Source organism: Nonomuraea sp. NPDC048882, assembly GCF_040649755.1.
Taxonomy (GTDB): Bacteria; Actinomycetota; Actinomycetes; order Streptosporangiales; family Streptosporangiaceae; genus Nonomuraea; species Nonomuraea maheshkhaliensis.
The window spans coordinates 1,108,631-1,134,187 of record NZ_JBEZGB010000001.1 but is presented as its reverse complement, the minus strand read 5'-3'; the positions used below and the strand labels follow the sequence as shown (position 1 = coordinate 1,134,187).

At 71.1% G+C, this 25,557-nt stretch carries 18 protein-coding genes; 6 read left to right on the top strand and 12 right to left on the bottom strand.

Features of this window, described 5'->3' with window-relative positions; genetic code table 11:
• Nucleotides 1–46: 46 nt before the first annotated feature.
• The 4 genes from fxsT to AB0C27_RS04895 form a co-directional block, all read right to left on the bottom strand.
• The gene (fxsT, locus tag AB0C27_RS04910; RefSeq protein ID WP_357837889.1) at nt 47–3,979 is read right to left on the bottom strand and encodes an FxSxx-COOH system tetratricopeptide repeat protein; all 3,933 of its coding nucleotides are present in this window, start codon (nt 3,977–3,979) and stop codon (nt 47–49) included.
• Complete coding sequence (locus tag AB0C27_RS04905) at nt 3,963–5,252, bottom strand: TIR-like protein FxsC (RefSeq protein WP_357837886.1); 1,290 nt, start codon at nt 5,250–5,252, stop codon at nt 3,963–3,965. The genes fxsT and AB0C27_RS04905 overlap by 17 nt, the downstream gene beginning before the upstream one ends.
• Before the next feature lie 72 nt (nt 5,253–5,324).
• Complete coding sequence (locus AB0C27_RS04900) at nt 5,325–6,254, bottom strand: AAC(3) family N-acetyltransferase (protein WP_357837883.1); 930 nt, start codon at nt 6,252–6,254, stop codon at nt 5,325–5,327.
• Nucleotides 6,255–6,266: 12 nt separating this feature from the next.
• Nucleotides 6,267–8,414, bottom strand: a complete 2,148-nt coding sequence (locus tag AB0C27_RS04895) for an FxsB family cyclophane-forming radical SAM/SPASM peptide maturase (RefSeq protein ID WP_357837880.1) — start codon at nt 8,412–8,414, stop codon at nt 6,267–6,269.
• 442 nt (nt 8,415–8,856) lie between these two features.
• Here AB0C27_RS04895 and AB0C27_RS04890 point away from each other — a divergent pair, with 442 nt between their 5' ends.
• The 3 genes from AB0C27_RS04890 to AB0C27_RS04880 are packed head-to-tail and all read left to right on the top strand — an operon-like array spanning nt 8,857 to nt 11,833.
• Nucleotides 8,857–9,954 carry an acyl-CoA dehydrogenase family protein gene (locus AB0C27_RS04890; protein ID WP_357837877.1) on the top strand — a complete coding sequence of 366 codons (1,098 nt, stop codon included), beginning with the start codon at nt 8,857–8,859 and terminating at the stop codon, nt 9,952–9,954.
• Nucleotides 9,951–11,009, top strand: coding sequence for an acyl-CoA dehydrogenase family protein (locus AB0C27_RS04885; RefSeq protein ID WP_357837874.1), 1,059 nt, complete (start codon nt 9,951–9,953; stop codon nt 11,007–11,009). The genes AB0C27_RS04890 and AB0C27_RS04885 overlap by 4 nt, the downstream gene beginning before the upstream one ends.
• Entirely contained in the window at nt 11,006–11,833 is an 828-nt protein-coding gene (locus AB0C27_RS04880; protein ID WP_357837871.1) for a TIGR03619 family F420-dependent LLM class oxidoreductase, read from the top strand. Before AB0C27_RS04885 ends, AB0C27_RS04880 begins: the two co-directional genes overlap by 4 nt.
• Nucleotides 11,834–11,987: 154 nt before the next feature.
• Here AB0C27_RS04880 and AB0C27_RS04875 read toward each other — a convergent pair whose 3' ends face one another.
• The 7 genes from AB0C27_RS04875 to AB0C27_RS04845 form a co-directional block, all read right to left on the bottom strand.
• The gene (locus AB0C27_RS04875) at nt 11,988–14,483 is read right to left on the bottom strand and encodes a CHAP domain-containing protein (RefSeq protein ID WP_357837868.1); all 2,496 of its coding nucleotides are present in this window, start codon (nt 14,481–14,483) and stop codon (nt 11,988–11,990) included.
• Between the two features lie 262 nt (nt 14,484–14,745).
• Nucleotides 14,746–15,495 carry a glucose 1-dehydrogenase gene (locus AB0C27_RS04870; RefSeq protein WP_357837865.1) on the bottom strand — a complete coding sequence of 250 codons (750 nt, stop codon included), beginning with the start codon at nt 15,493–15,495 and terminating at the stop codon, nt 14,746–14,748.
• Nucleotides 15,482–17,674 carry an acetate--CoA ligase family protein gene (locus AB0C27_RS04865; protein WP_357837862.1) on the bottom strand — a complete coding sequence of 731 codons (2,193 nt, stop codon included), beginning with the start codon at nt 17,672–17,674 and terminating at the stop codon, nt 15,482–15,484. Before AB0C27_RS04865 ends, AB0C27_RS04870 begins: the two co-directional genes overlap by 14 nt.
• Complete coding sequence (locus tag AB0C27_RS04860) at nt 17,671–19,179, bottom strand: class I adenylate-forming enzyme family protein (protein WP_357837859.1); 1,509 nt, start codon at nt 19,177–19,179, stop codon at nt 17,671–17,673. Before AB0C27_RS04860 ends, AB0C27_RS04865 begins: the two co-directional genes overlap by 4 nt.
• A 16-nt stretch (nt 19,180–19,195) precedes the next feature.
• Complete coding sequence (locus AB0C27_RS04855; RefSeq protein ID WP_357837856.1) at nt 19,196–19,519, bottom strand: VOC family protein; 324 nt, start codon at nt 19,517–19,519, stop codon at nt 19,196–19,198.
• Nucleotides 19,516–19,878, bottom strand: coding sequence for an OB-fold domain-containing protein (locus AB0C27_RS04850; RefSeq protein WP_346104313.1), 363 nt, complete (start codon nt 19,876–19,878; stop codon nt 19,516–19,518). The genes AB0C27_RS04855 and AB0C27_RS04850 overlap by 4 nt, the downstream gene beginning before the upstream one ends.
• Nucleotides 19,879–19,933: 55 nt before the next feature.
• Complete coding sequence (locus tag AB0C27_RS04845) at nt 19,934–21,820, bottom strand: protein kinase (RefSeq protein ID WP_357837852.1); 1,887 nt, start codon at nt 21,818–21,820, stop codon at nt 19,934–19,936.
• A gap of 162 nt (nt 21,821–21,982) precedes the next feature.
• Between AB0C27_RS04845 and AB0C27_RS04840 the strand changes: the two genes are divergently transcribed.
• Both AB0C27_RS04840 and AB0C27_RS04835 read left to right on the top strand, forming a co-directional pair.
• A complete protein-coding gene (locus tag AB0C27_RS04840; protein ID WP_357837849.1) occupies nt 21,983–22,573 on the top strand; it encodes an isochorismatase family cysteine hydrolase in 591 nt (196 codons plus the stop codon).
• Entirely contained in the window at nt 22,573–23,310 is a 738-nt protein-coding gene (locus AB0C27_RS04835) for an SDR family NAD(P)-dependent oxidoreductase (RefSeq protein ID WP_357838022.1), read from the top strand. The genes AB0C27_RS04840 and AB0C27_RS04835 overlap by 1 nt, the downstream gene beginning before the upstream one ends.
• A 24-nt stretch (nt 23,311–23,334) precedes the next feature.
• Here AB0C27_RS04835 and AB0C27_RS04830 read toward each other — a convergent pair whose 3' ends face one another.
• Nucleotides 23,335–24,606: a serine hydrolase domain-containing protein gene (locus AB0C27_RS04830; RefSeq protein ID WP_357837846.1), complete on the bottom strand. Its 1,272-nt coding sequence runs from the start codon at nt 24,604–24,606 to the stop codon at nt 23,335–23,337.
• A 29-nt stretch (nt 24,607–24,635) separates the two neighbouring features.
• Here AB0C27_RS04830 and AB0C27_RS04825 point away from each other — a divergent pair, with 29 nt between their 5' ends.
• On the top strand, nt 24,636–25,544 hold the full coding sequence (locus tag AB0C27_RS04825) for a cyclase family protein (protein ID WP_357837843.1): 909 nt from the start codon (nt 24,636–24,638) through the stop codon (nt 25,542–25,544).
• Nucleotides 25,545–25,557 lie beyond the last annotated feature (13 nt).

The window sequence follows — 25,557 nt, the reverse complement described above, 5'->3', positions numbered from 1 at the left end:
ACGGGCGGCTCGGCACGGGCGGCTCAGCGTGGGCAGGGGGCGTTCGTCACCACGGCAGCGGGTCCAGGTCGCGGCTCACCCGCCGCCAGTCGAGGACCGCGTTGATCAGCGGATGGGCCTCGCCGAGCACTCGGCGCAGGTGGACCAGCACCGCTTCGCGCAGCTCACGTGCCTCGTCGGCGCGGCGCAGGTCGCGCAGGGTGATCGCCAGGTTCGCCTCGCACGCGAGGGTGTCCGGATGGAGCAGGCCTCGTCCCGGGGCACCGCGCAGCGCCGCCAGAAACTCGCGTTCCATGGTCTCCGCCTGGTCGTACTTGCCGAGGTCGGCCAGGCAGTTCGCCACGTTGATGGCGCAGACGAGCCGGAAGGGGTGCTCCTTGCCCAGCGTCTCGGTGAACCGGTTCAGGGTCTGTGTCCCGAGTGAGTAGGCGCTCGCGACGTCGCCGATCTCGCGCTGGTAGATGAGCAGGTTGTTGGCCGCGATGAGGGTGTAGGGCTTCGTCGGCCCGAGCGTGGTCTCGAAGGTGTCCAGGACCTCTTCTGCGAGCCGGCGCGCGCCCTCCCAGTCGCCGGCGTCGCCCAGGTCGCCCGCGAGGTTGAGCCGGCAGATCACCGTGTCGGGATAGTCCGTCCCGTAATGCTGGACGTACCGTTCGAGCGTCGCCTCGGTGAGCTGTCTGGCCTCCGTCAGAGCGCCCGCCTTGCGCAGCGCGACCGCCAGGTTGCGTGCGGCGCGCAGGGTGTCGACGAAGTCGTTGCCGAGGACCCGCTGGTACCGGTTCAGGACGTCCCGCAAGAGCTCCGCCGCCTTCAGGTATTCGCCAGCCTCGCGGATGTCCAGGGCGAGGCTCAGCTGGGACGACAACGTGTACGGGTGATCGGGCCCGATGACGGCCCGCCGGCGGTCGAGCGTCTCCTGGTCGAGCCGTCTGGCCTCGTTGATCTGGCCCACGTGCCGCAACGCGACCGCGAGGTTGTTGGCCGCGGTCAGGGTCCGTGGATGGTCGTCCACGAAGAGTTCCCTGGTCTGGTCGTAGGACTCCTGCTCCATCTGCAGCGACTCCTGCAACTGCCCGAGCGCCCGCAGGTCCGCCGCCAGCCCCGCGGCCGTCATCAGCGTGTGCGGGTGCGGCTTCGGCAGCACGTCGAGCTGGTCCTGCATGATGGCCCGGTCGAGGTCGCAGGCCTCCTGGTAATTGCCCTGCTGACGCATGACGTTCGCCATCTGGAAGCGCAGGAACAGGGTCTGCCGGTCCACGTTGCCCAGTTTGTTGATCCACCGTTCCTCAAGACGCCGCCCCATGTCCAAGGCGCGGTCGAACTCGCCGCGCTTCCACCAGTAGCGAACCCGGTCGATGAGGAGCTGGCGCGTCTCCTCCTCGTCGCAGTCGTCCGCCTGGGACGGTGCGAGGTGCGGCCAGATCTCGTCGAACCTGCTCCAGTTCTCGGGGTCGTCGGTGTCGCCCTCGCGCGGCCGGGCTCCGAGCAGGATCCGGTGCACGTCGTGCATGGTGTCCTCCTGCTCGTCTGCCGTCATGCGGTCACGGAGCACGGCCTGGACGAGCCGGTGCACCTGGACGGAGTTGTCGCGCTGGTCGACCTTGGCCAGGGCGAACCGGCTCAGCTCACGGACGAGCCGGCCGATCATGATCTTGTCGCGTAAGGTGTCGTCGTACTTGAGCAGGCACTTGACCGTCTCGTCGCCGTACAACATGGACAGGGACACCGGCTCCGGTGCGAAATAGGACAGCAGTTCGAGCAGGCGGACCGCGGCGGGGGAGCGCTCCCTGAGCCGGTCGAACGAGACGTTCCACGTCAAAACCACCGGTTTCGGGTAGTTCAGCGTCTCGCCGAGCGCCAGCGTCGCCGCGGGCTGGCGGTGCAGGGTCTCGACGTACTCGTCGACGTCCATCCCCGTCTCCTGCAACCACGCGCCGGCCTGCTCGATGGCCAGCGGCAGGTCTCCCAGAGCCTCGGCGACCCGGCCCGCCTCGTCGTCGGTCATGCTCGGGACCCGCCGCCGCAGGTGCTCCAGGCTCTCCTCGCGGGTGAAGACGTCGATCTGGAGCGGAAGCGCGGCCTGCTCCCATGCCTGGTGCCGGGACGTGATCAGCACATGGCCGGACGGCCCTCCCGGAAGGTAGTCCCGCAGCTCGACCGGGTTGTCGGCGTTGTCGAAGATCAGCAGCCAGCGCTTGTAGGGCTCGCCCCGGCGCAGTGCGTCGCGGGCGGCCTGGGCGGCCTCGGCCACGTTGTCACCGACGCGCAGGCCCAGTCTGACCGCCAGGTTCGCCATGGCGCCGTTCAGCAGCTCGGACTGCTCGGCGGAGATCCACCAGACAACGTCGTAGTCGGCCATGTAGCGGTGGGCGTACTCGATGGCGAGCTGTGTCTTCCCGACGCCGCCGAGGCCGTACAGGGCGGCCTGCGTCACGACCGTCTGGGAGCCGCCGCCTTCGCCGACGAGTTGCTCGCGCAGGCGTTGCAGCACCTCGCCGCGCCCGGTGAACGTCGCGTTCCTGGTCGGCAGGTCGAGCACCGTCGGCTGACGCCCGGGGTAGCGGGGGCTGCTCACGGTGCCGGTGGTCTCCGTCGGTTGCCCTGGCCGGTCGAGGGTGCGCAGGAGCGCGGTCATGGCCTGCTCCTCCTCCAGGCTGACCAGGTCCAGCGGCGTCGGGTCGGCGTACGGCATGGGCAGCCGGACGTCGGCGATGCGGACGGGGATGAGCTGCCCGCGCGACTCCGTGAGCTGGATGCCCGACATGGACTGCCAGATCTCACGGGCCTGCGCCGAACGGAGGTAGGCGGGCGACAGGAGCGCCAGGATGCGGGCGGAGTCGTCGATCGGGCTCTGGGCGCCCTCCTCGTCCTGGCTGGTCAGGGGGTGCGGATGGACCCGCAGGCCGACGCCGACGAGGATCGCCTTGATCCAGTCGTACCAGAGCCGGTCCTCCGGCACGTAACTGATGTAGACGTCCATGAAGGTCGCCGGGCGCCGGCGCCGGAACAGGTCGCGGTAGTGCTTCCTGGTCTCTTCCTTCATGGCGGGCAGGCCGCGCACCTCACCGTTGGTGATCACGTCCGCGAGCCGCTCGTAGGCGGCCAGCAGTGAGGCGGGCGAACCGGGCGCGTCGCCGAAGGTCGCCAGCGTCTCCTCGTACGCGTAGAACGGCTTGTACGGGATCTCCACCGCGCCCCAGTACGTGATCGCCTCGTCGCGGCTCATGCCCGTCGGGAAACGCGCGAACTTGCTCCTGGCGAACGCGCGCCCGGCGTCCAGCTTCTCCTTCTCCGCGTCATCCACCCGCATCGGCACCGGCAGGATGCGGATCCCCCTGGCCGGGAACCGGTCGGCGACCTGCGTAGCCACGTCGGACGCGCCCTCGATGCTCTGGTCGGACAGGGTGAAGCAGGTGACGAGGACGTGGGGGAAATGCTCCGTGGTGATGTCGGAGATGTCGCTCACGCCGGTCCTGCTGTCGATGAGCACGTAGTCGTACTCGGCGCTCATGTCGTCGCGCATGGCGTCGAGGAACTGCCCGCCACCGTAGCTGTCGTAGAAGGTGTCCCAGTCGAACCGGGCCACCAGGGACGAGTAGTCGCGATTCTGCCGCCCGGCCGACAGGAAGTCGATGGAGCCGTCGCCGGGGAAGTCGTCCCAGTCGATCGACACCACGTGCTGCCGGACCCGCGCGTAGTCGCGGTGCCAGTCGTCCGGGCGCGACTCGTTCCTGCGGGCGGCCCAGGCGTACTCGGTGATCAGCTCGATGACACCGGGCGTGCTGACGATCTTGTCGCTGTCGAGGAACGGGCGGAAGAACTTGTGCAGCCCCGGCGACTCCAGGTCCCAGTCCACGGTCAGCACCCGGTGCCCGTTCGCGGCGAGGATCCAGGCCACGTTCGACAGGGCCATCGTGCGTCCCGTGCCGCCCTTGTAGGAGTAGAAGGTGATGATCCGCCCGTTACGCGCTTCCGTCATCACGTTCCCCCGGATTCTCTGGTGGCTGCCATGTGATTCGGTCCCTGCGTCTGGGTGGCGGGTCTCCCGGCTCCGGTCGCGGCGGAAAGGCCGGGGTGTCACGCAGGTAGGGCTTGGAGACCGTGAAGACCACCTGCCGCAGGGCAGCCGCGAACTGACCGAACGCCAGCGTCCCCTTGGCCGCCTCTCTGGCCAGCAGCCGCCCCCGCTCGATCCGCGTGGGGGCCAGGGCGCGCAGGCCGGCTCTGATCTGGTCCGTGGCCGCAGCGAGCTGCTCGTCGTCCTCGTGCCACGGGATCACCAGCCCCACCCAGGGATGGCTACTGCGGCGCAGGTACGACAGAGCCGCCTGGTACCCGGGCATGAGAACGACCCAGGGATCGAGAAGAACGACGCCCGGTGACGCGGGCCCGTCTTGCCTCAGCAGGTCCTCGCCCTGCTCGGCGTACGACCACAGCTCCGGCTCGAAGCCGAGATCGCGGACGATGTCCGCCGCCAGGGAGGCGATCGGCTGGTCGCACTGCGGATAGTACGGATTCCAGTCGGTCGCGGCGGCGCCGTACTGCCGCTGACTGCGGTGCGGCGGAAGCGCGTCGCGGGTCGGCGCCAGCACCACGATCTGGAATCTGCGGCCCCGGTCGGGCACGAAAGCACTTTTCAGCGAGGCGAAATCACACGGTTTCCCCGGTGGCAACGGCGTCTTCTTCGCCAGATTGACGATACGGTGGGCCAGGGTGTCGACGACGGATTTATAATGATCGCGATATCTGTTCAACTTGATCAGGCCGTAGATGCCGCGTTCCTCGTAATGCGTCCCCAGGGCGGAGTCGTGAAACTGTATCGGATGAGCCATCCTGGGTAACTCGTCCTGCCTGACGGGAATCCAGAAGGCGGGTACCACGACCTCAGGCAGATCCGGTCCCTGACCCATATGGCGCTTGCGGCGCAGGTCGAATGCAGCCCATTCCTTGCCGCACGGTTCGCTGTCGAAATAGCGCGGCGAGTAAAGCGGGACGAAAACGCGGCAGATGGCCAGCTCCTTGGCCAGCCGCTCGTTCCAGGCCGCCCCGACGTGCAGCTCCTGGTCCATGAATCCAGGCGAGGCCCCGGCCGGCAGGCGGCTGATCTGCATGATCTCCTGGCACAGAGCCCGGTAGAACTTGGTGACCCACAAGTTGGGGTCGGGGTCGTTCGCGGAGATCCGCGGAGTGCGCGCGTAGCTGAGGAAGAAGTATGGCTGATGGTGCTCGCCCGAGCTGGAGATACTGGCCACCCGCGCCTCCACACGCACATTGCGCCGGCACGCCGGGCCGTACGAATCGAGTTGCTCCCTAGGCGGTTGAGTCTAACCCTTCTCTATCCGGGGGCGCTTCTCGCGAAACCATTGCTCCGCGAATTGGACTGCATCGGCCATGGGGAAGATCCGGCTGTCCGCGTCACCCACCATGCCCGAAACCACCTTTACGTAGCGCTCCATATCGGTGCCGCACAGGGCGAAGTCCGAATCGTCAAGAAGCACGTCGCTGTACTGAAACCACGACGCTTTTCCGGCGTCAGTCACCTTGCATCGGTAGAGCATTGTCAGCGGCTGCTCCGTGTAGGTGTACTCGGCCAGGTGGAAGGCGGAGCACCGGTCGTAGCCGACGCCGAGGAGCAGGACCATGGCCTTGCTCTCGACCATCTTCCCGAGGGGAGAGAGCATGCCCAGATGGTGATCCCGGGGATGATCCGCCATCAGTCGGCGGGCATGGGAGCCCACCGCGGCGAACGACGTCTGCGGATGGTCGCTGCGCACCGAACCGCGGTGGGTCCGCACCTCTTCGGAGAACCGACCGCATTCGACGGACGGGGTGGTGCGAGCGTCGAACGCGGGCATGTTGTCGTGGTGACGATCGACGTCCTCGCCCGACAGGTCGCGGATCGCCTCCCGGTAGGCGTGGGAGGTGGTCGAGTTGCTGGACGTGAACGTGGGCACCACCACCGTGCCCTTGCGCGGCTTGAGAACGGTGAGGAGCGCGTCCATCAGCGTGGCCGGCCCCGCCTTCATCCGGCCGATCGCCTTGAGCGAGGTGTGGACCAGGATCGTCTGCCCCTCCTCCAGCCCTAGTTCGCGAAGCTGGGCGGCCAGAGAGGCGGCGGTGTGGGAGGGCGCGCGGCGGTTCGTGCCGACGAGGAACGGCCGAAAAACCGTTCGGGCCGCCGTGGGAAGGGCGAGCCCGAACCGGCGGCCTTCAGTTCGCGGTGTGCGCTCGCGTGGCAGCGATCGGGTGGTCATGGGCGGCCCCCGTCACCGCGCGACCAGGCTGTCTCGCGCCGTCTCGACCAGCAGCTTCGCCAGCTCCGGTAGGTCGCGGGCGCTCAAGGCGTCGAATGCGGTGATCAGCTCGCCCGGGCCGGAGGATGGGCCCTGCCAGCCGAGTGTCGCCAGCTCACCGTAGACCTCGTACAGGCGGCTCTCCACGCCCGGGTCGTCGATGGTGACGCCGAACATGTCGAAGAGGGCGCCGAGCTGGGCGCCGTAGAAGCTTCGGGTCACCGTCGCGGCGAGCGTGGCAGGGTCGGCGGGGTCGGAGACTCCCACCGCGCCGAAGGCCTGACGGCTGAAGTGCGACGCGTCCCGCGCGCCCGACAACGGCGTGATGACCTGCACTCCCGCCGTGAGCATGGAGGACTGCCGCGGGTGCGCCCGCAGCAGCTCGTCCGTCAGCTCGAACGTCCACCGCCAGGAGAGGAACTCCTCCTGCCGCAACCGCTGCCGGGGCGGCACGCCGAAGCAGTCACGATAGGGGTCCACGTCGTCGAACACGAGCTCGGTGTCCGGCATCGCGATCGAGCGCACCGGCTCCCATTCGGGCGCCTCGGTGTCGAGCCAGCGGCCGTCTACCCCGCGCATCGCCAGTGACTTCTCGCCCGCGGTGACGACCGTGATCGGGCCGTCGGCGGCCACTCTCATCCTGCCCACGCCGGGCAGCTGCACGAAACCGTCACGGGCCGGAACGGCCACTTCGGCCGCGACACCGGCGAACAGGGCCGCCGCCATCGCGACCGAGGCGAGGTAGGGCCGGTGCTGGTCGTCGCCGACGGCCTGGCGCGCCCAGGAGCGTACGTAGGGGTAGTCGAAGACCCGGTCGACGGCGGCGCGGTGCTCCTGGTCCAGCCGGCTCAGCAGTTTCCATTCGGCGCTGCCCGCGCGGCCGGCGCCGATCTTGGACACCCGCATCCGGGTCAGACTCCGCTGGGCGGCGGACAACTGGGACAGGTCGGCCGGACCGGCGGTCGCGGCGGCGAAGCGTTCGAACGTCGCCCGCGTCAGCTCGTGGGTCGGCCGGGCCCAGTTCTGAATGTGGGGGATGAGGACGCGCAGGTCGGAGCAGAAGACCGAGGGATTGTCGAATCCGTTGCCGGCGCGGTAGCGGTGGGCGAAGAGGCCACCGCCGCAACTTTCGACGATCGAGCAGCTCCGGCACGTGGCGCTCAGCGAGTGCAGTCCCTGCTGCCTGGCCTGCACCCCTTGATGCTCGGCCACGTCGTCGAGGGAGTGCCCGGCGGCGTCGAGGCCGGTCGCCGGAGCGCCGTCGAAGGCGATCTTGAGCGAGTCGGCCTGCTCGTAGGAGCCGTCGGTCTCGATGGTGACGAGGTCGCTCGGTGTCAGCCCCAGGGACTCGGTCCCGCTCGATCCACCGGCGGCCATGAGCGCGATGGAGTCGAACATCCTGATCGAGAACGGCCGGTCGTCCGCCCGCCAAATATCATGGACGACGCGCAGCCAATCGGCATATTCGGTTTCCTGCCCAGGGGTCCGCAAAGGGGGATCGTCCCAGGTCGCATGCGGTAGGAGAAAGTCTATGCGGGGCGGATCGAGCTCTTTCAGAGCGCGATACACCGCCTGCGGATCATTGCGAACGTCGATCGTGCAGAGGATTCCCGCATAGATTTCCGGATATGAGCGCCGCAGCAGGTTGATCGCTTTGACCACCTTGTCGTGGCTGCTGCGCCCATTCAGATATTTCCGATGCCGGTCGTTCGCTGCTTTGTCACCATCGAGCGAGACGCCGACTTTGATGTCATAACGTCGAAAAAGACGACAGAATGTATCGGTGAGGAGAACGCCGTTGGTGTGGATCCGCAGATCGAGATCGGTCACCTCGTCGAGTTGCCGACGCAACTCCGCGGCGATCCGCTCTATTCTGGGCACACCGGCGAGCAAAGGCTCGCCGCCGTGCAGAATCACGTGCAGACGTTCTATAGCATGCGTGCGCGCGTGCTCGGCGATGCGCCGCGCGACCTGGCCGATCGTCTCGTCCGACATCACCACCGGCTTTGATCGCCACGATTGGTCCGCGGCTTCAAAGACATAGCAATGGTCGCACGCCAGATCGCATCTGCTCGCGATCTTCAGCACGAATTGTCGGAACGGAACAATGGAGGCACTCATGCTGGAATTGGTTCAACTCATATGGAAGAGTTGAATGAGACCTCGAAGCGCTCTGCCTCCTCGGTGGGCTCAGCAAGATGGGCTAGCGTCATGGTGGTGCAGTCGATGACGTTCGACCGAAAGACAGAGTTGTCCATGGCTTGACCTATTCGCGGAGATGTGGATGTGTCAGTCTGGATGAAGAGGCTGACGCACGGAGTAACACCCTCTGATGATCAGGTGGGTTGGTGGCTCTGTGCGCAGCGACACCTGCGCACAGCATAGTCCCCTACCCAGGGCGCCTTGCCACCGCATTCGGATAGAAACACGGTTGTGTCGAACCCTTGCCCAGGGCTCCATGGTTACAAGCTGGCTCTTTGTTCCACAATGGGCATGAGTGTGCCTTTTTACGGCAAGCTAAGTGGCCTGGCCAGCGTACCAAGCGTGCGCTAGGTTGGATGGTGTGGATCTCGACTTCTCCCCGGCTGAACAGGGCTTTCGTGATGAGGTTCGCGGATGGCTCCGGGAGCACGTGCCTGAGGCGCTGCCGTCCATGGACACCCCAGAAGGCTTCGCGGCGCATCGGGACTGGGAGGCGCGGCTGGCCGAGGCGCGGTTGTCCGTTGTTTCCTGGCCCGAGGAGTATGGCGGGCGCGGTGCCTCGCTCGTCGAGTGGCTGATCTTTGAGGAGGAGTACTGGGCCGCCGGTGCGCCCGCGCGTGTTACCCAGAACGGGATCTTTCTGCTGGCACCCTCCCTGATGAGGTTCGGGACGCCCGAGCAGCGGGCGCGCTGGTTGCCCAGGATGGCCAGGGGGGACGATGTGTGGGCGCAGGCGTGGTCGGAGCCGGAGGCCGGGAGTGATCTGGCCGCGCTGACCTCGCGGGCCGAGCCGGCGCCGGGCGGTGGCTGGCGGTTGTACGGGCACAAGACGTGGAGCTCGCGCGCCGCCTACGCCGGCCACGGGTTCGGGCTCTTTCGCACCTCCGGGACGCGGCACCGCGGGCTGACGTACATCCTGTTTCCCATGGACGAGGTGGAGGTGCGGCCGATCGCGCAGCTCGACGGTCTGCCGGGCTTCGCCGAGCTGCGGTTCGACGGCGTGTACGTCCCTGACTCGATGGTGCTGGGGGAGGTGGGCGAGGGGTGGCGGATCGCGATGGCGACCACCTCGTCGGAGCGCGGTCTGACCCTGCGCAGCCCCGGCCGGTTCCTGGCCACCGCCGATCGGCTCGTCGCGCTGGCGCGTGACGCCGATCCCGTGCTGGCAGACCGGGCCGCCAGGTGCTGGGTGGAGGCGGAGGCGTACCGGCTGCACACGTTCGGGACGGCGCGGCGGATCATGGCGGGACAGGAGCTCGGGCCCGCGGCCAGCATGGGCAAGATCTTCTGGTCCGAGCTGGACCTGCGCATGCACGCCCTGGCCCTCGACCTGCTGGGGGACCGGGCCGAGGGGTGGCTGGACGGGTTCCTGTTCTCGCTGGCCGGGCCCATCTACGCGGGCACGAACGAGATCCAGCGCAACATCGTCGCCGAGCGGGTCCTGGGGCTGCCACGATGAACTTCGGATTCACCGGCGAACAGCTCGCCCTGGGCGCGACCGTACGCGACGTGCTGCGCGCCCACTGCCCGCCCGCCGCGCTGCGCTCCGAGCGGCGGCCCGCCTGGGAGCAGCTCGCCGAGCTGGGGTTCTTCGGGTTGATGCTGCCGTCCGAGGCCGACGGGCTGGGCCTCGGGCTGGCCGACGTGCTGCCCGCGCTGGAGGAGACCGGGCGCGCCTGCCTGCCGGGCCCGTTCGCCGACACGGCGGTGGTGGCCGGGCCGCTGCTGGCTGACATTCCCGGGCTGGCCTCGGGGGAGGTTCGGGTGGCGGTGCTGCCTCCGGGGCAGGCTTATGTCGCCGATGCCGACCTGGCCGATCTGCTGGTGCTGGCCGGTCCCGAGGGGTTGCGGCTGGTGCGGGGGAAGTCGGCCCGCCTGGTACGCAGGGACGGCGTGGATCCGGCCCGGCCGTTGTTCGAGGTGGACGCGGAGGAGTCCGAGGAGGAGTCCGAGACACTGGACGGTTCCGCCGAGCACCTGCTGGCCAGGGGTGCGGTGGCGACCGCGGCGCAGCTTGTCGGGGTGGCTCGGCAGCTGCTCGACGAGAGTGTCCGGTATGCGCGGGTGCGGGCCCAGTTCGGGGCGGCGATCGGGTCGTTTCAGGCGGTCAAGCATCAGCTCGCCGATGTGGCCGTGGCGGTGGAGTTCGCGGCGCCGCTGGTGTGGCGGGCGGCGCTGTCCGTGGACAGCGGCAGCGGCACCAGCAGCGGCAGCGGCGAGGACGGGGGCAGTGGCGGGGGCAGCGGTGGAGGCGGGGACGGCGGTAGTGGCAGGGGCGGGTTGGCCTGGGGACGGGACGCCAGTGCGGCCAAGGCTGCTGCTGGAGAGGCCGCGACGTTGGCGGCGCGGGTGGCGTTGCAGGTACACGGGGCGATCGGGTACACGGAGGAGCTGGATCTGCGCTTCTGGCTCGCCCGTGCCTGGTCCCTGTCGGCCGCGTACGGCACCACCGCCGTCCATCGCGAACGCCTGCGTACCGCGATCATCGGCGGCGACCCCTGGAGGTACCCGTGAAGTTCGGCGTCCCCCTCGGCCTGCTGCATCCCGCCGCCTGGAAGGACGTGGCGGTGGCGGCCGACGAGCTGGGGTTCGAGTCGGTGTGGCTGCCCGAGCACCTCGTCTTCGCCACCGACCTGTCCCTCGCCGTCTACCCGGGCACGTCCGACCCGGGGATCAAACCACAGACGCCGCTGTTCGACGCGCCCGCGTACCTGTGCTGGCTGGCCGCCCACACCTCCCGCGTCCGGCTCGGCACGGCCGTGCAGCTCCTCGCGCTGCGGCATCCGTTCGTGTCGGCCCGCGCGTTCGCCACCCTGGACGTGCTCTCCTCGGGACGGGCCATCTGCGGGGTCGGGGCCGGTTGGTACCGGGGGGAGTGGGACGCGGCCGGAGTGCCGTTCACTACCAGAGGAGCGCGACTGGACGAGGCGATCGAGGTGGTCAGGCGGCTCTGGAGCGAGCCCGTCGTCGCCCACAGCGGGCGGTTCTACTCCTTCGCCGAGGTCGCCTTCGAGCCCAAGCCGGTGCAGGCGCGGCTGCCCGTGCTGGCGGGCGGCGAATCGCCCGCCGCGCTGCGCAGGGCGGCGCGGCTGTGCGACGGGTGGATCAGCATGCCGCACACGCTGGAGTCGATCACACCGCAGATCGAACGGCTGGGGGCCGGGGTGCCGGTGACGGCGCACGCGTACGAGCTGGCCGGGCCGGACGAGGTGGCCGGCTGGGCGGCGCTCGGGGTGGAACGGCTGATCGTACGGCCGTGGACGCGCAGCAGGGACGCGGTGTCCCGGTTGTCCGCCTTCGCCGAGGAGTACGGGGTTGGGGGAGACGGCCTCGCCTGATCGGGCCGGGCAGGTCTGCTGACTCGCCTCGCAGGCCGCGGTCCGGTCTCGCAGGTCTCCGCCCGGCCTTGCAGGTCTCCGCTCGCCTCTGGGCATGGGTGATGGATGTGGGCGTTGAGGCTGCTCGCAGGGTGGGCGAGCCTGCTCGGGCTGCTCAGGCGCGGTGGCGGCCTCCGCCGGTCAGTTGGCGGTCGTCGTCGAGGGGGCGGCGGCGGCTTCTCGGCGGTGCGTCGGCGGGCCGGTGGTGGTCCGGTGAGCGGCGGTGGCGGCGGCCTCTGGGCGGGAGGTCGGGGGAGAAGGTGAGCGGCTCGTCGGCGGCGTGGCGTCGCCGCCGGCCCCGGTACGTCGCGCCGGGCACGTCGGGGGAGTCACTGCCGCGCCTGCCCAGGGCCGGAGCGACGGCGTCTCCGCGCCTGCCCGTCGGCGGCGCGAAGGCGTCGAACGTGCTGGTCGCGCCGGGGATGACGATGCGGTCGAACGAGCCGGTGTCGACCACGCGCTGCAGCGGGCCCGTGTCGAGGACGACCTCCATCGGGCCGGTGTCGTCGGTGAAGGTGAAGCGGTCGCGATCGAAGTCCGGCTCGTACGGGTCGGCGTCGAAGGCCGGCGTGTACGGGGACGGGCCGGTGCCGTGGTGCTGGGAGCCGTGGCGGTGCGAGCCCGGACCGGAGCCGTGGCGGTGGGCGGCGTGGCGCTGGGAGCCGGAGGCGTGGTGGGACCCGGGGGAGTGATGGGAGGCGGACGGCTGGCGGGAGGCCGCGTCCGTGGACAGGTCGAACGGCCTGGTCTCCAGGGGCAGCTTCCGGTGCCTGGCGCCCCGGCCGGTGGCTCGGATGACGGCACTGGAGTCGGCCATGCCGGACTCGACGGTGTGGGGGTGGAAGGCGTCGTTCCGGGAGCCGGCCCGGTGGGAGGCGGCGGTGGTGGGCCGGCCGGTGCCGTCCTGGAAGGCGGAGCCGGAGTCCAAGGCGCCGTCGTGGGCGGCGAAGATGTCGGCGGCGGTGGGTCGGCGGGTGTCGTCCTGGTAGGCGGCGAAGACGTCCGAGGCCGTGGGCTGGAGGGTGTCGTCTTGGAACGCGGCGAACAGGTCGGAGGCGGCGGGCTGGAAGGTGGCGCCCCGGTAAGCGGCGAAGACGTCCGATGCGGTGGGTTGAAGGGTTTCGTCCTGGAACGCGGCGAAGACGTCCGATGCGGTGGGCTGGAGGGTTTCGTCCTGGAACGCGGCGAAGACGTCCGATGCGGTGGGCTGGAGGGCGTCCGACGCCTTCAGCGAGGCGAGGGCGGCCGACGTGGCGAGGCGGTCGGCGTTCTCCTTGAGCTCTGCCGCGAGCAGGCTGTCCGCCGTCTCCACGCGTCGCGTCGCGGTCACCGGCAGCAGGGTCGTGCGGCGACGGCGGCGCCGGCCCTTCACGCGGGACGGGCGCGCCGGCTTGTCGGCACCGGCAGCGGTGGAAGCAGCGGCGGCGCCGGCCTTGGCGGTGACCGGAGCGGTCCCGGAGGCGGCAGCGGCAGCGGTCGCAGAGGCGGTCCTGGAGGCGGCAGCGGCCCCGAGGCGCAGGCGGCGGGTCTTGGCCACGGCCAGCAGGGCCAGCGCGGCCACCAGTGCCGAGCCGATCAGCGTCGGGGAGTCGATGGCGGGCAGCGGCCCGGTGGCGGAGGCGTCCGTGTGGGAGGGGAGCGGGTCCGAGGTGGCCGCCTCCGTGTCCGCCGTGGTGGGTTTGGCGTGCTTGCCCTTCTTGACCATCGTGGGGGACGGAGCCGCACCGCTCTGCGGGCTCGTCTTCGCAGTGGCGGAGTCGGAGACGGTGCCGGTGCCGGACGTGGCATCGGTGCCGGAAGAGGCGTCAGAGGGGCCGGGAGAGGCGTCGGCGGAGGGCGAGTCGGGCGTCTTGCGCGAGGTCGAGGGCGAGGCCGCGTCGGAGTTAGGCGTGGCGGGCTGGACGCGGCCCTGCGCCTCCTCCGGCGTCTGGCCCTCGGTCTGGCCCTCCGTCTGACCCTTGGCCTGCGCCTCGTCGCCCGTGGGCGTCTGGGACCGGAGCCGGTCCAGCGGAGTCTGTCCGGCGTGGGCCGCGTTGGAGCGGGGGATCATGGCGGTCAGCTCGTCCGGGGCCAGCGTGCCGGTCTTCTCACCCGGTTCGGACGCCTGCTGCTCGGCCTTCTTCCTCCTGGCCTCGGCCCGGTCGAGGCGGGCCTTGACGCGCTGGGGGTAGCCGTACCCGACCACCTTGCTCGTGTCACGTTCCTTGCGCTTGGCGACGCCCCCGTCGATGTTGCCCTCGATGGTGGAGATGCGATCGCCCCTGACCTTCGTCACGACGCCGACGTGGTCGATGTGGTCGATGCTGTTACTGCCGCTCCAGTCGTAGAAGACGAACGCGCCGACCTGGGGTTTCTTGCCCCACGCCCCTTGCTCCTTGAACCACTCCGCGTGCGCGACCGTCCATGCGAACTGCCCCATCCAGTCCTCGTAGCCGAGCTTGTGCGCGGCCCAGGAGAGGTACATGTCGCACCACGGCGCTGAGGTGTAGTCGGCGTCGAACTCGACGTTCTTGCCGTACCAATGGCCGAACTTGGTGTAAGAGCCCGACTTCTCGGAGTATCCGAGCTGGCTTTCGAGCAGTTCGATGTACTTCTGGATCTCTGGCGTCATGGAAGTGTGGGGAAACCTTCCGGGCAAGTCCGGATTCGGCCACGCAGCACTGGGTAGGGGGAGGGCCCAGTGACTGGTGTGACGAAACCGGAGACCTGTCGTCTTCCGTGCTGTGTGAGGTTATCGTGTTGTAACCCCAGGTCAAGCACGTTCCAAGAGAGACCCATGTCTCTCCCAAGGTGGAACCGCAGGTCAGCGATGCTGCCAGAATTGTCCTTGCCTAGGTGGTTTAACGGTAAAAGATCTACCTTGGGGTGAGATCTTAGTATCCTGCGCCCGTCAGCAGCCCGCCGTCCACCGTGACCTCGGTGCCTGTGCAGTAGCTGGCCTTGTCGGAGGCCAGGAACGCCACCACGTGCGACACCTCGACGGGCTTGGCGAAGCGTTTCATCACCATCGACTTGAGGAACGCCTCGCCGTCCACCTCGGCCATGATCTCCGGGTCCAGGGCCATCGGGGTGTTGATCGCGCCGGGGTGCACCGAGTTCACCCGGATCTTGAACCTGGCCAGCTCCCGCGCCGCCGACTTGGTGACGCCCCTGATGCCGAACTTCGACGCCGAGTACGCCGACAGCCCCTCGGCCCCGACGTAGCCCTCGATCGAGGAGACGTTCACGATGGAGCCGCGTCCGGCCGCCTTCATGGGCTCGATGACGGACTTGACGCCCAGCCAGGTGCCCTTGAGGTTGACGCCGATCACCCGGTCGAAGTCCTCGGGCGACATATCGGCGATACGCCGAAATTTCAGGATCCCGGCGTTGTTGACCAGCACGTCGAGGCGCCCGTACACCTCCACCGCCGTCCCCACCGCCCGCTCCCACTCCACAGCGCTCGTCACGTCATGACGCACGTACGTGGCCCCCGTCTCCTCCGCCAGGGCCTTGCCCTCCTCCTCCAGCACGTCCCCGAACACCACCCGCGCGCCCTCCTCCAGGAACAGCCGCACGTGCGCCGCCCCCATGCCGCGCGCCCCGCCGGTGATCAGCGCCACCTTGCCGTCAAGCAACCCCATGACATCCTCCTGCCGCGACGGCCACGGCGGCCGCCTCCATGGTGCGGTAGACGGGGATCCCCGCCGCCGCCGCGATCCGCCCGACCTCGTCCTCGACGCCCGGAGGCGCGCAGTCGCCGTTCCTGGTGACCAGGCTGATCCTGGTGCCGGGCCGGTCGGCCTGCGCCGCGGCCAGGGCCCGCGTGTAGGCGTACAGGGGCTCGCCCGGGTCTCCGTGCGCGCTCGCGTACGTGAAGAAGGCCTGAACGTTCACGTGCGCCACCACGTCCGCGTACGGGACCCCGAGCGCGTCGATCACCTCGGCCACCAGCCCGGCCCGGCCCATCGGGCCCACGGGGACCTCCAGCGGGTTGCCGGTCGCCACCACGCCGAGCCCGCGCAGCGCGTCGAGGCGGTCGCCGGGCAGCGGGGCGAGCCGCACTCCGGCCCGGTCGAACGCGTCCGCCGCCAGCACGCTCGCGCCGCCGCTCGGCCCCACCACCAGGACCTCGTCCCCGTGCACCGTGCGCGTCCCGTGGGCCTGGAAGTAGGCGAGCACGCCGATCAGGTCGTCCTGGCTCGTCACCAGCGCCACCCCCGACTGCTCGGCCACCGCCTCCCAGATCCGCAGGTCGCTCACCAGCCCGCCCGTGTGGGAGGCCGCCGCCCGCCGTCCCTGCCCGCTGCGCCCGCCGACCAGCAGCACCACGGGCACGGGCGCGTCACGCAGGGCCGCGTACAGCTCGCTTCCGTTCCTCGGGTCCTCCAGGTACAGGCCGACGGCGCGTGTCTCGGGGTCGCGCGCCAGCCAGCGCAGCAGCTCGGCGGGGGTGACGTCGGCCGCGTTCCCGACGGTGGCGACCCGGCTGAACGCCAGCCCGCGCCGCTCGCCGACCTTGATCACCTCGCCGGCCAGCCCGCCGCTCTGCGAGATCAGCGCGACCGTTCCCGCCGGTCCCAGGCCGCCGCCGACGAACGTCTGCCGGCCGCGCGGGCAGTAGACGCCCATGCAGTTCGGCCCGAGCAGGCGCGTGCCCGCCTCCCGCGCCGCCGCGACCAGCTCCGACTCCAGCTCCGGCCGCCCGGCCTCGCCGAAGCCGCCGCTCATCACCTGCACGAACGGCACTCCGCCCGCCTGCCGCACCACCTCGGCACAACGGTCTGCGGGTACGGCCACCAGCGCGTAGTCCACCTCGGCCGCGGCCAGCGAGGGCACGGCCGGCACCCCGCTCACCTCGGCGGCCGTGGGATGCACGGCCACCAGCGGCACACCGGCGGCCCGGTAGAAGCCGAGGAACATGTTCCCGAAGTTCGGCCGCGACGTGGACGCGCCGACCACGCCCACCGCGCCGGGCTCGAACAGGGGTAGGAAGTCCGTGACCGGCACGTCCGCCGGGCTCCTGGTCGCGGGGCCGGGGAAGTCCGGCGGGTTTCCGGGCGTCGTGCCGGATGCGTTCGGCATGGCGTCGCGTGCGGGGCTTTCGGGGGCTGTGCCGGGTGTGTTCGGCATGGCGTCGCCTGCGAGGCTTTGCGCGGGCGTGCCCGGCACGTACCTGGCGTCGACCGCGATCACGCCCGATGGGCCGGCGATGACCGGGTTCAGCTCGAACTCGCCCAGCTCCAGCCGTTCCCACAGCCCGCCGGGCCCGCCGACCGTCATGAGCAGCTTGACCACCGCGTCCACGTCCACGGGCGGGCCGCCGCGCCAGCCGCGCAGCAGTTCGGCCCCGCGCAGTGAGGCCAGCATGCGCCGCGCGTCCTGCTCCGTGATCGGGCACAGCCGTAGCGCCGTGTCGCGCAGCGCCTCCGTCCACACCCCGCCCAGGCCGGCCAGCAGCACCGGGCCGAACGCGGGATCCCGTACCAGACCGACGATCAGCTCGACCCCCGGCTCGGCCTGCTCCTCCACCAGAAAGCCGGCCGGTCGCAGCCGGGCCGCCATCTCCGCCGCCGCCGGCCCCAGCTCGTCGAAGCGCAGGTCCAGCCGGACCGCGCCGGCCTCCGACTTGTGCAGCAGCCCAGGCCCGAACGCCTTCAGCACCAGCGGCTCGGCCAGCCCGGCCGCCGCCGCGAAGCCGCCATCGGAGCCCGTGTCGGAGCCGGACGTGACGGCGGGGCTGAGGGGAACCACGACGCCGCGCGGCACCGGCACCCCCGCCTCGCCGATCAGCGCCTTGACCTCGTGCTCGTACGCGCTCACCCGAGCAGCTCGCGGATCTTCCTGCGCACCAGCTTGCCCGGCCCGCCCGAGGCGTCCTGGGAGTGCGGCAGCTCGTCGGCGACCACGATGTGATCGGGCCGCTGGTGCGCGGGCAGCGTGTCGGCCAGGGCCAGCGCCAGCTTGGACGGGTCGAGGGTGTGCCCGGCGCGCGGTACGACGGCCAGCAGCACCTGCTGCTCCTGCGCCCCCTCCGGCACCCCGACCGCCCCGGCCTCGGCCACCCCGTCCAGCGCCGAGGCGGCCTCCTCGATCGCGGCCGGCTGGGTCCAGACGCCGCCCTTGATGATGGCGTCCTCCTTGCGCCCGAGCACGCGCAGGACGCCGTCGGCGGAGACGGAGCCGAGGTCGCCGCCCACGTACCACTCGCCGCGCAGCACCTCCGCCGTCCTGTCGGGCAGGCCGTCGTAGCCGGCCATCCGGTGCGGCCCGGCCAGGTTGATCTCGCCGACCTCGTCGATCACCCGGTTCCCCCGGTGGTCGGTGACGCGCACCGCGTTGCCCGTACGGGCCCGCCCCGAGGAGCCCAGCGGCGTGGAGCCGTCGTCCACCCGGCCCATGCACGTGTACGGGGCCTCGGTCTGCCCGTAGTAGGAGTACACCCCGGCCCCCGGCAGCCGGTCCTTGATCCGGTCCAGCATGGTCGCGGTCAGCGGCTCGCCGCCCAGCATGATCACCTCGATCGAGGACAGGTCCACGTCCTCGTGCTCGGGCGAGGCCAGCAGCGCCGAGTAGAACGAGGGGATCTGCGACACGTGCGTGACCCGTTCGCGCGGGACGACCCGCAGGAAGTTCGCCGGACCCCAGTCCTGCTCCAGCACCAGCCGCATCCCCGCGTACAACGCGGGCCCCACGATGGCGGGGAAGCCGATGCCCCAGATGATCGCGCCCGTCCCGAACACCGAGTCGGGGCCGCGCGGCACGTCGAGCCAGATCTGCGCCGTGGCCAGCGAGGACGCGTGCGTGTGCACGACGGCCTTGGGCAGCCCGGTCGTCCCCGAGGTGTAGTAGAGCGCGAGGGGGTCGTCGCCGAACCCAGCCAGCGGGGGCTCCTCGTCCGAGCCGCCGGCCAGCTCCCGTACGTCGATCCAGGTGGTCACGTCGGGCAGCGACGGCCTGATCCGGGCCACGACCGACTCCACGGTCGCGTCGTACACGAAGGCCGTGCAGCCCGACGCCGCCACCACGTCACGCAGCGTCTCCTCCGGCCAGAACGGGTTCAGCGCCGCCGTGACCGCGCCGATCTTGGCGTGCGCCAGGTAGCTCTCGGCCACCAGCAGCGTCTCGTTGAGCAGCGCCGCGACCCGCCTGCCCGGCGTGATCCCGGCGGCGAGCAGGGCGTTGGCGCGGCGGTTGACGTTGCGGTTGAGCTCGTCGTAGGTGTAGCGCTGCTCGCCGCAGTACGTCAGCGCCACCCGGTCGGGCGTGCGCATCGCTCCGGCGGTCAGGATCGCGTGGCCGTAGTTGCCGTAGGGTGATCGCGCCATGGGGGGAGCCTCCACATCAGAGGGGCGAATAAAGCACGAAGACGTTGCCCGAGGGATCGCGCAGCACGGCCCGCGTCTCGTGCGACCCCGCCTCGGGAGCCCGCACCACCTCGGCCCCGCGCGCCGCCAGCTCCTTCACCGTCGCGGCGACGTCGTCCACCTTGTACGACGGCGCCGCGGAAGCGGTCACGTGCTCCTCCGGCCCGGCCAGCGCCACGGTGACCCCGCCGCCGTCGAGCGCGGCGAACCGGTCGCCGTCGCGGAACTTCACCGGCAGCCCGTAGAAGGCGATCGCCTCGTCGAGGTCGGCCACGGGGATCAGGACGTTGCCGAGCTTCACGCTGGCCTCCAATGGGGCAGGTCGTCGAGGAACGTCACGCGTACCGGGAGCCCGACGCGCACCCGCTCGGGCGGGCACTCCACCACGTGGCCGAACGCCCGCACCCCTTCCGGCAGGTCCACCCAGGCCATGACGTACGGCTCGCGGCCCTGGTAGCCGGGGGCGAACGAGCGGTGCACGACCGTGTACGTGTGCACCACGCCTTCGCCCGAGGCCGGCTCGAACACCAGGCTTCCGCCGCCGCACCAGGGGCAGGCGGGCTCGGGGAGGTGGATGCGGCGATCACAGGCCGTACAGCGCTGGATGACCAGCTCGCCGCGCACGCAGGCGGCCCAGAAGGCAGAGGTGTCACCGCTCATCGTGCTAGCCAAGCTAGCGCACGCTTGGTTGACCGACAAGACCCGCCCGGGCCGGTCACTCCCCCTGGAACGACTCCCGCGCCGCATCCCCGATCGACGCCCCCGCCTCCGGACCGGACGCCTCCTCGGACATCTCCTCGGGCGGCTCGCCCGGAGCCTCAGAAAGCGACGAGCCGGATGAACTGGACGAGCCGGACGGGTTGGGCGCGTCGGTGGCGCGCGTCCCGACGTCGGGCACGCTGGTGCCCCGCGTGCTGAGGCCGGATGTGGGAGTGGAGGAGGATGTCAGGCCGGGCGTGGAGGCGGGCGGGCGGCTCGCGGACGGGGAGGCGCTCGCGGAGGCGCTGGTGGTCGGGACCGGGCAGGCGGGACCGTTCACCGCCACCTCGCTCACCTGCGGCCCGTTCCCCGCAGCCGGCTCCGTCATGACCAGAATGCCCAGGTACGCCCGCCCGCCACACACGACCTCGCCGGGATCGTGCCGGACCGTGCTGGTGTAGGCGGTGCTGCCGCGCAGCGTGCGGGTCTCCTGCCGGACGGTCCTGGCCGCCTCCCCGTCCCCGTCGCGCCGCGTGTACGAGATCCGCAGCCGCACCGTCCCCGTCCCGGCCGCCGCGACCGAGATCGAGCCCGTCGTACCGCTCCAGTTGAGGATGGTCGCGGCGCGCACCGTGGCGGCCGACCCCGAGCCGCCGGTCCCCGGGTCGCGGCGCGGCGGCGCGGGCGGGGACGTGACACCGGTGGGAAGTGGGGGAGCAGAGGCGGTGCGCGTTCGGGCCGGGGTGGCCGCGGACGAGGTGGCTGCGGACGAGGTGGGGACGGGCGGGGTGGGGGCGCGGCTCCGGGTGAGGGCAGGGGTGGCGGGGGCGGCCTCGGTCCTGGCCTTGGGCGGCGGCATGAGGATCGTCCCGGGCCCAGCGGGCAGCCCGCTGCCGGACAGCATGATCGCGATCACCGTCGTCATCACGGCCGCGCCCGCCACCCACAGCTGGGGTGGCAGCCTGGGCAGGCTCAGCAGCCGGTCGCGCAGGCCGGTCGCGGCGGGGGCGGTGCGGTCGGTCCTGGCCAGCGGGAAACGCAGCGCGAGCAGTGTGGCCAGTTCCGCCAGATGCCGCCGCCCGCGCTTCTCCCAGTCGGGGCCGTAGTTCGCGACCGCGTCCTGTTCGAGCTCGGCCGCGAACTGCCTGGCGGAGGCGTACCTGACCGCAGGGTCCTTGGCCAGCCCCCGCCTGAGCAGGTCGCGCAGCGCGTCCGGCACCACCTCCAGCGGCACCGGCTCCACCAGGTGCTTGTCCCGCAGCGCCGGGACGTCCTGCGCCCCCTCCTCCCCTTCCTTGAACGCCCGGTACGGCGGCCGCCCCCTGACCGCCTCGAACAGCACGCATGCCGCCGCGTACACGTCGGCCGGCGGCCCCGCCCGTTCCTGCGTCCACAGCTCGGGCGCCATGTAAGCGGGAGTCCCCGCCGGCACGCCCGGCTCCTCGGCGTGCACCACGACGCCGAAGTCGCTCAGCTTGCTGGTGCCGTCGGCCTGGACCAGGACGTTGTCCGGGCTGACGTCCCGGTGGGGCACGCCCTTCTCGTGCGCGGCGGCCAGGGCCAGCAGCGTGCTCTTGAGCACGGCCAGCGCCGCCTCGGGCCCGGTCCTGCCGTGCTCGGCCAGCAGCGTGCGCAGGGAGACGCCGTCCACCAGTTCCATGACCACGGCCGCCCTGGTGGGGGTCTCGACGTATTCGTACAGGCGCACCACGTTGGGGTCGTCGATCTCGACGAGCTGGTGGGTGTCCGACCGGAAGCGGTCCATGAACTCGGCGTCCCTGCGCAGGGTGGCGTTCAGGTACTTGATCGCCACGTACGCGCCCGTGGCCTGGTAGGTGGCGAGGAACACGCGGCCGGTGCGGCCGGAGCCGAGCTGGCGTACTTCACGGTAACCAGGAACCAAGTCCTACCCCCATAGGCAGCCGTCATCGATTCGACGGTCTCACCCGGGGTGCGGGTTGTCACGACCGGAGATATTTCGCCCCGTGTGGATGGGAGATGACGCTGTGTGCCGGTGTTATGCTTCCCAAGCAAGCGCTCGGCTAAGAACAGGTGGAGGTCGCCGGTGGGGCGCGTGGCGGTGCTGGTGATGGAGATGCAACGAGGCGTCGTCGGCGATCTGACGAAATTTCCGGATCTGGTGGCGGTGTGCGCGCGGCGCGACGTGATCGCCAACACGGCCCTCGTCCTCCGGGCGGCCAGGCGGGCCGAGATCCCGGTGATCCACTGCACGGCCGCCTTCCGGCCCGACCGGGCCGGCTCCCACAGCGACAACTGCCCGTTCATCGTCGCTCTCCTGAAGGACCCCGAGCACATGCTGGAGGGCACGGGCGCCGTCGAGGTCCTGCCCGAGCTGCGCGCGGACGACGACCTGGAGAGCCGCCGGCACCACGGCTTCTCCCCGTTCACCGGCACCTCGCTCGACATGACGCTGCGCTCACTCGGCGTCTCGTCCGTGGTCGCGCTCGGCGTCTCGCTCAACCTGGGCATCCCCGGGCTGGCGCTGGAGGCGGTCAATCTGGGCTATCGGGTCACGGTGGTCACCGACGCGGTCGCGGGCATCCCCGACGACTACGCGCGGGCCGTGCTGAAGCACACGGTCAGCCTGCTCGCCACCCGCACCACCGCCGCCGGCCTGGTGGAGACGTGGCGATGATGGAAGGGATGCGCCTGGACGGGCGCACGGCGGTGGTGACCGGGGCGGCGGGCGCGATCGGCGCGGCCATCGCCGCCGACCTGGCCGCGCTCGGGGCGAAGGTCGTCGTGGCGGACGTGGACCTGCCCGGCGCCGCGAAGGTCGCGGCCACCCTCCAGGACGCCGAGGCGCTGCCCGTGGACCTGGCGTCGCCGGTGGCCGTGGCGGAGTTCGCGGGCGCGGTGGGGCGGGCGGACATCCTGGTGCACAACGCCGGGGTGTCGATCGTGCGGCCGTTCGTCGAGAGCGATCCGGCGGACTGGGACCTCATGTGGCAGGTCAACCTGCGCGGGCCGATGCTGCTGACCAAACTGCTGCTGCCCGGCATGCTGGAGCGGGGCTGGGGGCGGCTGGTGTTCATCTCCTCCGACGGGGCCAGGGCCGGCTCGGGCGGGGAAGGCGCGTACGCGGCGACCAAGGCCGGGCTCTTCGGCCTGGCCAAGACGCTGGCTCGCGAGGCCGCCAGGGCGCACGTCACCGCCAACGTGGTCTGCCCGGGCCCGACCGACACCCCCATGCTGCGCAGGGTGTCGGAGGCCGAGCCCGGGCTGGTCGACAAGATCGCCCGGGGCATCCCGCTGCGCCGCCTCGGCGCTCCCGCCGACGTGGCGGGTCTGGTCGCCTACCTCTGTACGGAACGCGCCGCGTACATCACCGGGCAGACCCTGTCGGTGAGCGGCGGCGTGACCATGCACTGAACCGTCATGCGCTCACAGACACGCTCACAGGGAGTCGTAGACCGCCTGCACCAGGCGCAGGGCGCGCAGGTTGCCGGAGACCGCGTCGGACATCTGGTTCATCACGTACCCGATGGCCAGGCCGTGCCCGGGATCGCCCCAGCCGATGGAGCCGCCCATCCCCGAATGCCCGAACGCGGTCGGCGACGGTGTCGGGAACGTGAGCGACGGCCGCATGAAGCCGAGCCCGAACGAGGTGTCGAGCAGCAGCACCCGGTCGGGGCCGTTCACCCGTGGCCGCAGGGCCTCGGTCAGCGTCTCCTGGCGCAGCAGGTCGCCGGAGAGCAGCGCGCGGTAGAACCCGGCCAGCCCTCTGGCGGTGGTCACGACTCCGGCCGCGGGCCAGCCGGCGCGCAGGATCACCGGGTGGTTCGCGCCGCCCTTGAGCAGGTGCATGCCGGGGTTGCCGAGCGCCCGGTTCATCAGACTGTGCGGGTCGAGCGCCGCCCGCGCCATCCGCGCCAGCACGTCGTCAGCCCGCCCGCCGGCCGGAGCCTCCGTGGCGCCGGTGTCCGTGCTGCCAGATCCCGGGTCAGACGGGGCTCCCGTGGTGCCGGGCCGCCCGCCCGCCGGGGTTCCCGCAGCGCCGGCCCGTTCGCCTGCCGGGGTCTCCGTGACCTCGGGGCGGGCGCGTTCGCCGGCCTTGAGCCGCGCCGTGCGGGCGATCACCGCGTCCGGCGCGCCCACCCACAGCTCCAGCCCCAGCGGGCCGGCGATCTCGGCGGCCACCAGCTCGCCCACCGACTTGCCCGTCACCCGCCTGATCACCTCGCCCACCAGGAACCCGTACGTCAGCGCGTGATACCCGTGCGCCGAGCCCGGCTCCCACAGGGGCTCCTGGCCGGCCAGCCGGGCCGCGATGGCCGGCTGGTCCTCGAACTCCTCGACCGGCACCGGCTCCGCCACCACCGGCAGCCCGGCCTGGTGGCTGAGCAGGTGCTCGACGGTGACCGTCTCCTTGCCGCCCGCCGCGAACTCCGGCCAGTACGCCGCGACCGGCGCCCTGACGTCCACCAGCCCCCGCTCCACCAGCCGCAGCAGGACGGCGGCGGTGATCGCCTTGGTGCAGGAGTAGGCGAAGGCAGGGGTGTCGCGCTCCCAGGCCCGGCCGGTGTGCCGGTCGGCCACGCCGTCCCACAGGTCCACGACAGGTTCGCCGTCCAGGTAGACGGCGAAGGCCGCCCCCAGTTCCTCGCCGACGGCGAAGTTTCGTTCGAAGACCTCGCGTACGCGGGAGAACCGAGGATCGCAGTGCATCAGACCTCCGCCAGGAAGGAAGTGCTCACTTGGCTGCCGAGCCTAACAACTGGGGACGATTCGGCCCAGACGATCAGCGGGGGACCCTCAACCTCCTCACCCCCGCCGTCGTCCTCGACGCCCTGCGCAGCGCCACCACCGGCGAGGTGCTGAGCCTGGCCATGCCGATCAGGGGCGCCACCTCCTCGCCGGCCCCGCAGACCGTCCCGCACCTGCCGGGCCGCCCGCTGCCGCAGCACTTCATGTCCGTGGACGGCGGCGACTACGCGGCCGGGGCCCGGCCGATCGGGGCGGGCCTGCGGGTGGCCGACGACGCCCTGGTCGTCACCGGGCACGGCACGACGACCCACATGGACGCGCTGTGCCACATGTGGTCGGGCGACGAGCTCTACAACGGCCACCCGGCGGCCAGGGTCCGCTCCTACGGCGCCACCCGGTGCGGCATCGAGCACGTGGGCGGGGTGGTGGCCAGGGGAGTGCTGTACGACCTGCCCGGCAGGCTCGGCCTCGACCACCTGCCGGCGGACTACCGCGTCGAGGCGGGCCTGCTGGAGGAGATCGCCACGCCGGCGCCGGGGGACGTGGCGGTCGTCCGTACCGGATGGCCGGTGGTGTGGCAGCGCTCGCGCGAGGAGTACTGGTCGGGCCAGCCCGGCCTGTCGGCCGAGGCGGGCCGCTGGCTGGCGGCGCACGACGTGGCGGCGGTCGCCTCCGACAACGCCGCCATCGGCGGGCTGAACGCGCGCGGCATGGCCGACGAGCCGATCGAGGACGACCTGCACCTGATCCTGCTGCACCGGCACGGCATCCACCTGATCGAGATGCTCTGGCTGGAGGAGCTGGCGGCGGCGGGGCGCGGCACGTTCGTGTTCGTGGCGGCGCCGCTGCGGATCGAGGGCGGCACGGGCAGCCCGCTCACCCCGCTGGCCATCCTCTGATCGCCTGCGGAAG

Bases quoted from the DNA above. Each gene is read 5' to 3' on its own strand.
- fxsT (WP_357837889.1), bottom strand. From the start codon at position 3,979: ATGACGGAAGCGCGTAACGGGCGGATCATCACCTTCTACTCCTACAAG.
- AB0C27_RS04900 (WP_357837883.1), bottom strand. From the start codon at position 6,254: ATGACCACCCGATCGCTGCCACGCGAGCGCACACCGCGAACTGAAGGC.
- AB0C27_RS04895 (WP_357837880.1), bottom strand. From the start codon at position 8,414: ATGAGTGCCTCCATTGTTCCGTTCCGACAATTCGTGCTGAAGATCGCG.
- AB0C27_RS04885 (WP_357837874.1), top strand. From the start codon at position 9,951: ATGAACTTCGGATTCACCGGCGAACAGCTCGCCCTGGGCGCGACCGTA.
- AB0C27_RS04875 (WP_357837868.1), bottom strand. From the start codon at position 14,483: ATGACGCCAGAGATCCAGAAGTACATCGAACTGCTCGAAAGCCAGCTC.
- AB0C27_RS04870 (WP_357837865.1), bottom strand. From the start codon at position 15,495: ATGGGGTTGCTTGACGGCAAGGTGGCGCTGATCACCGGCGGGGCGCGC.
- AB0C27_RS04860 (WP_357837859.1), bottom strand. From the start codon at position 19,179: ATGGCGCGATCACCCTACGGCAACTACGGCCACGCGATCCTGACCGCC.
- AB0C27_RS04850 (WP_346104313.1), bottom strand. From the start codon at position 19,878: ATGAGCGGTGACACCTCTGCCTTCTGGGCCGCCTGCGTGCGCGGCGAG.
- AB0C27_RS04835 (WP_357838022.1), top strand. From the start codon at position 22,573: ATGGAAGGGATGCGCCTGGACGGGCGCACGGCGGTGGTGACCGGGGCG.
- AB0C27_RS04830 (WP_357837846.1), bottom strand. From the start codon at position 24,606: ATGCACTGCGATCCTCGGTTCTCCCGCGTACGCGAGGTCTTCGAACGA.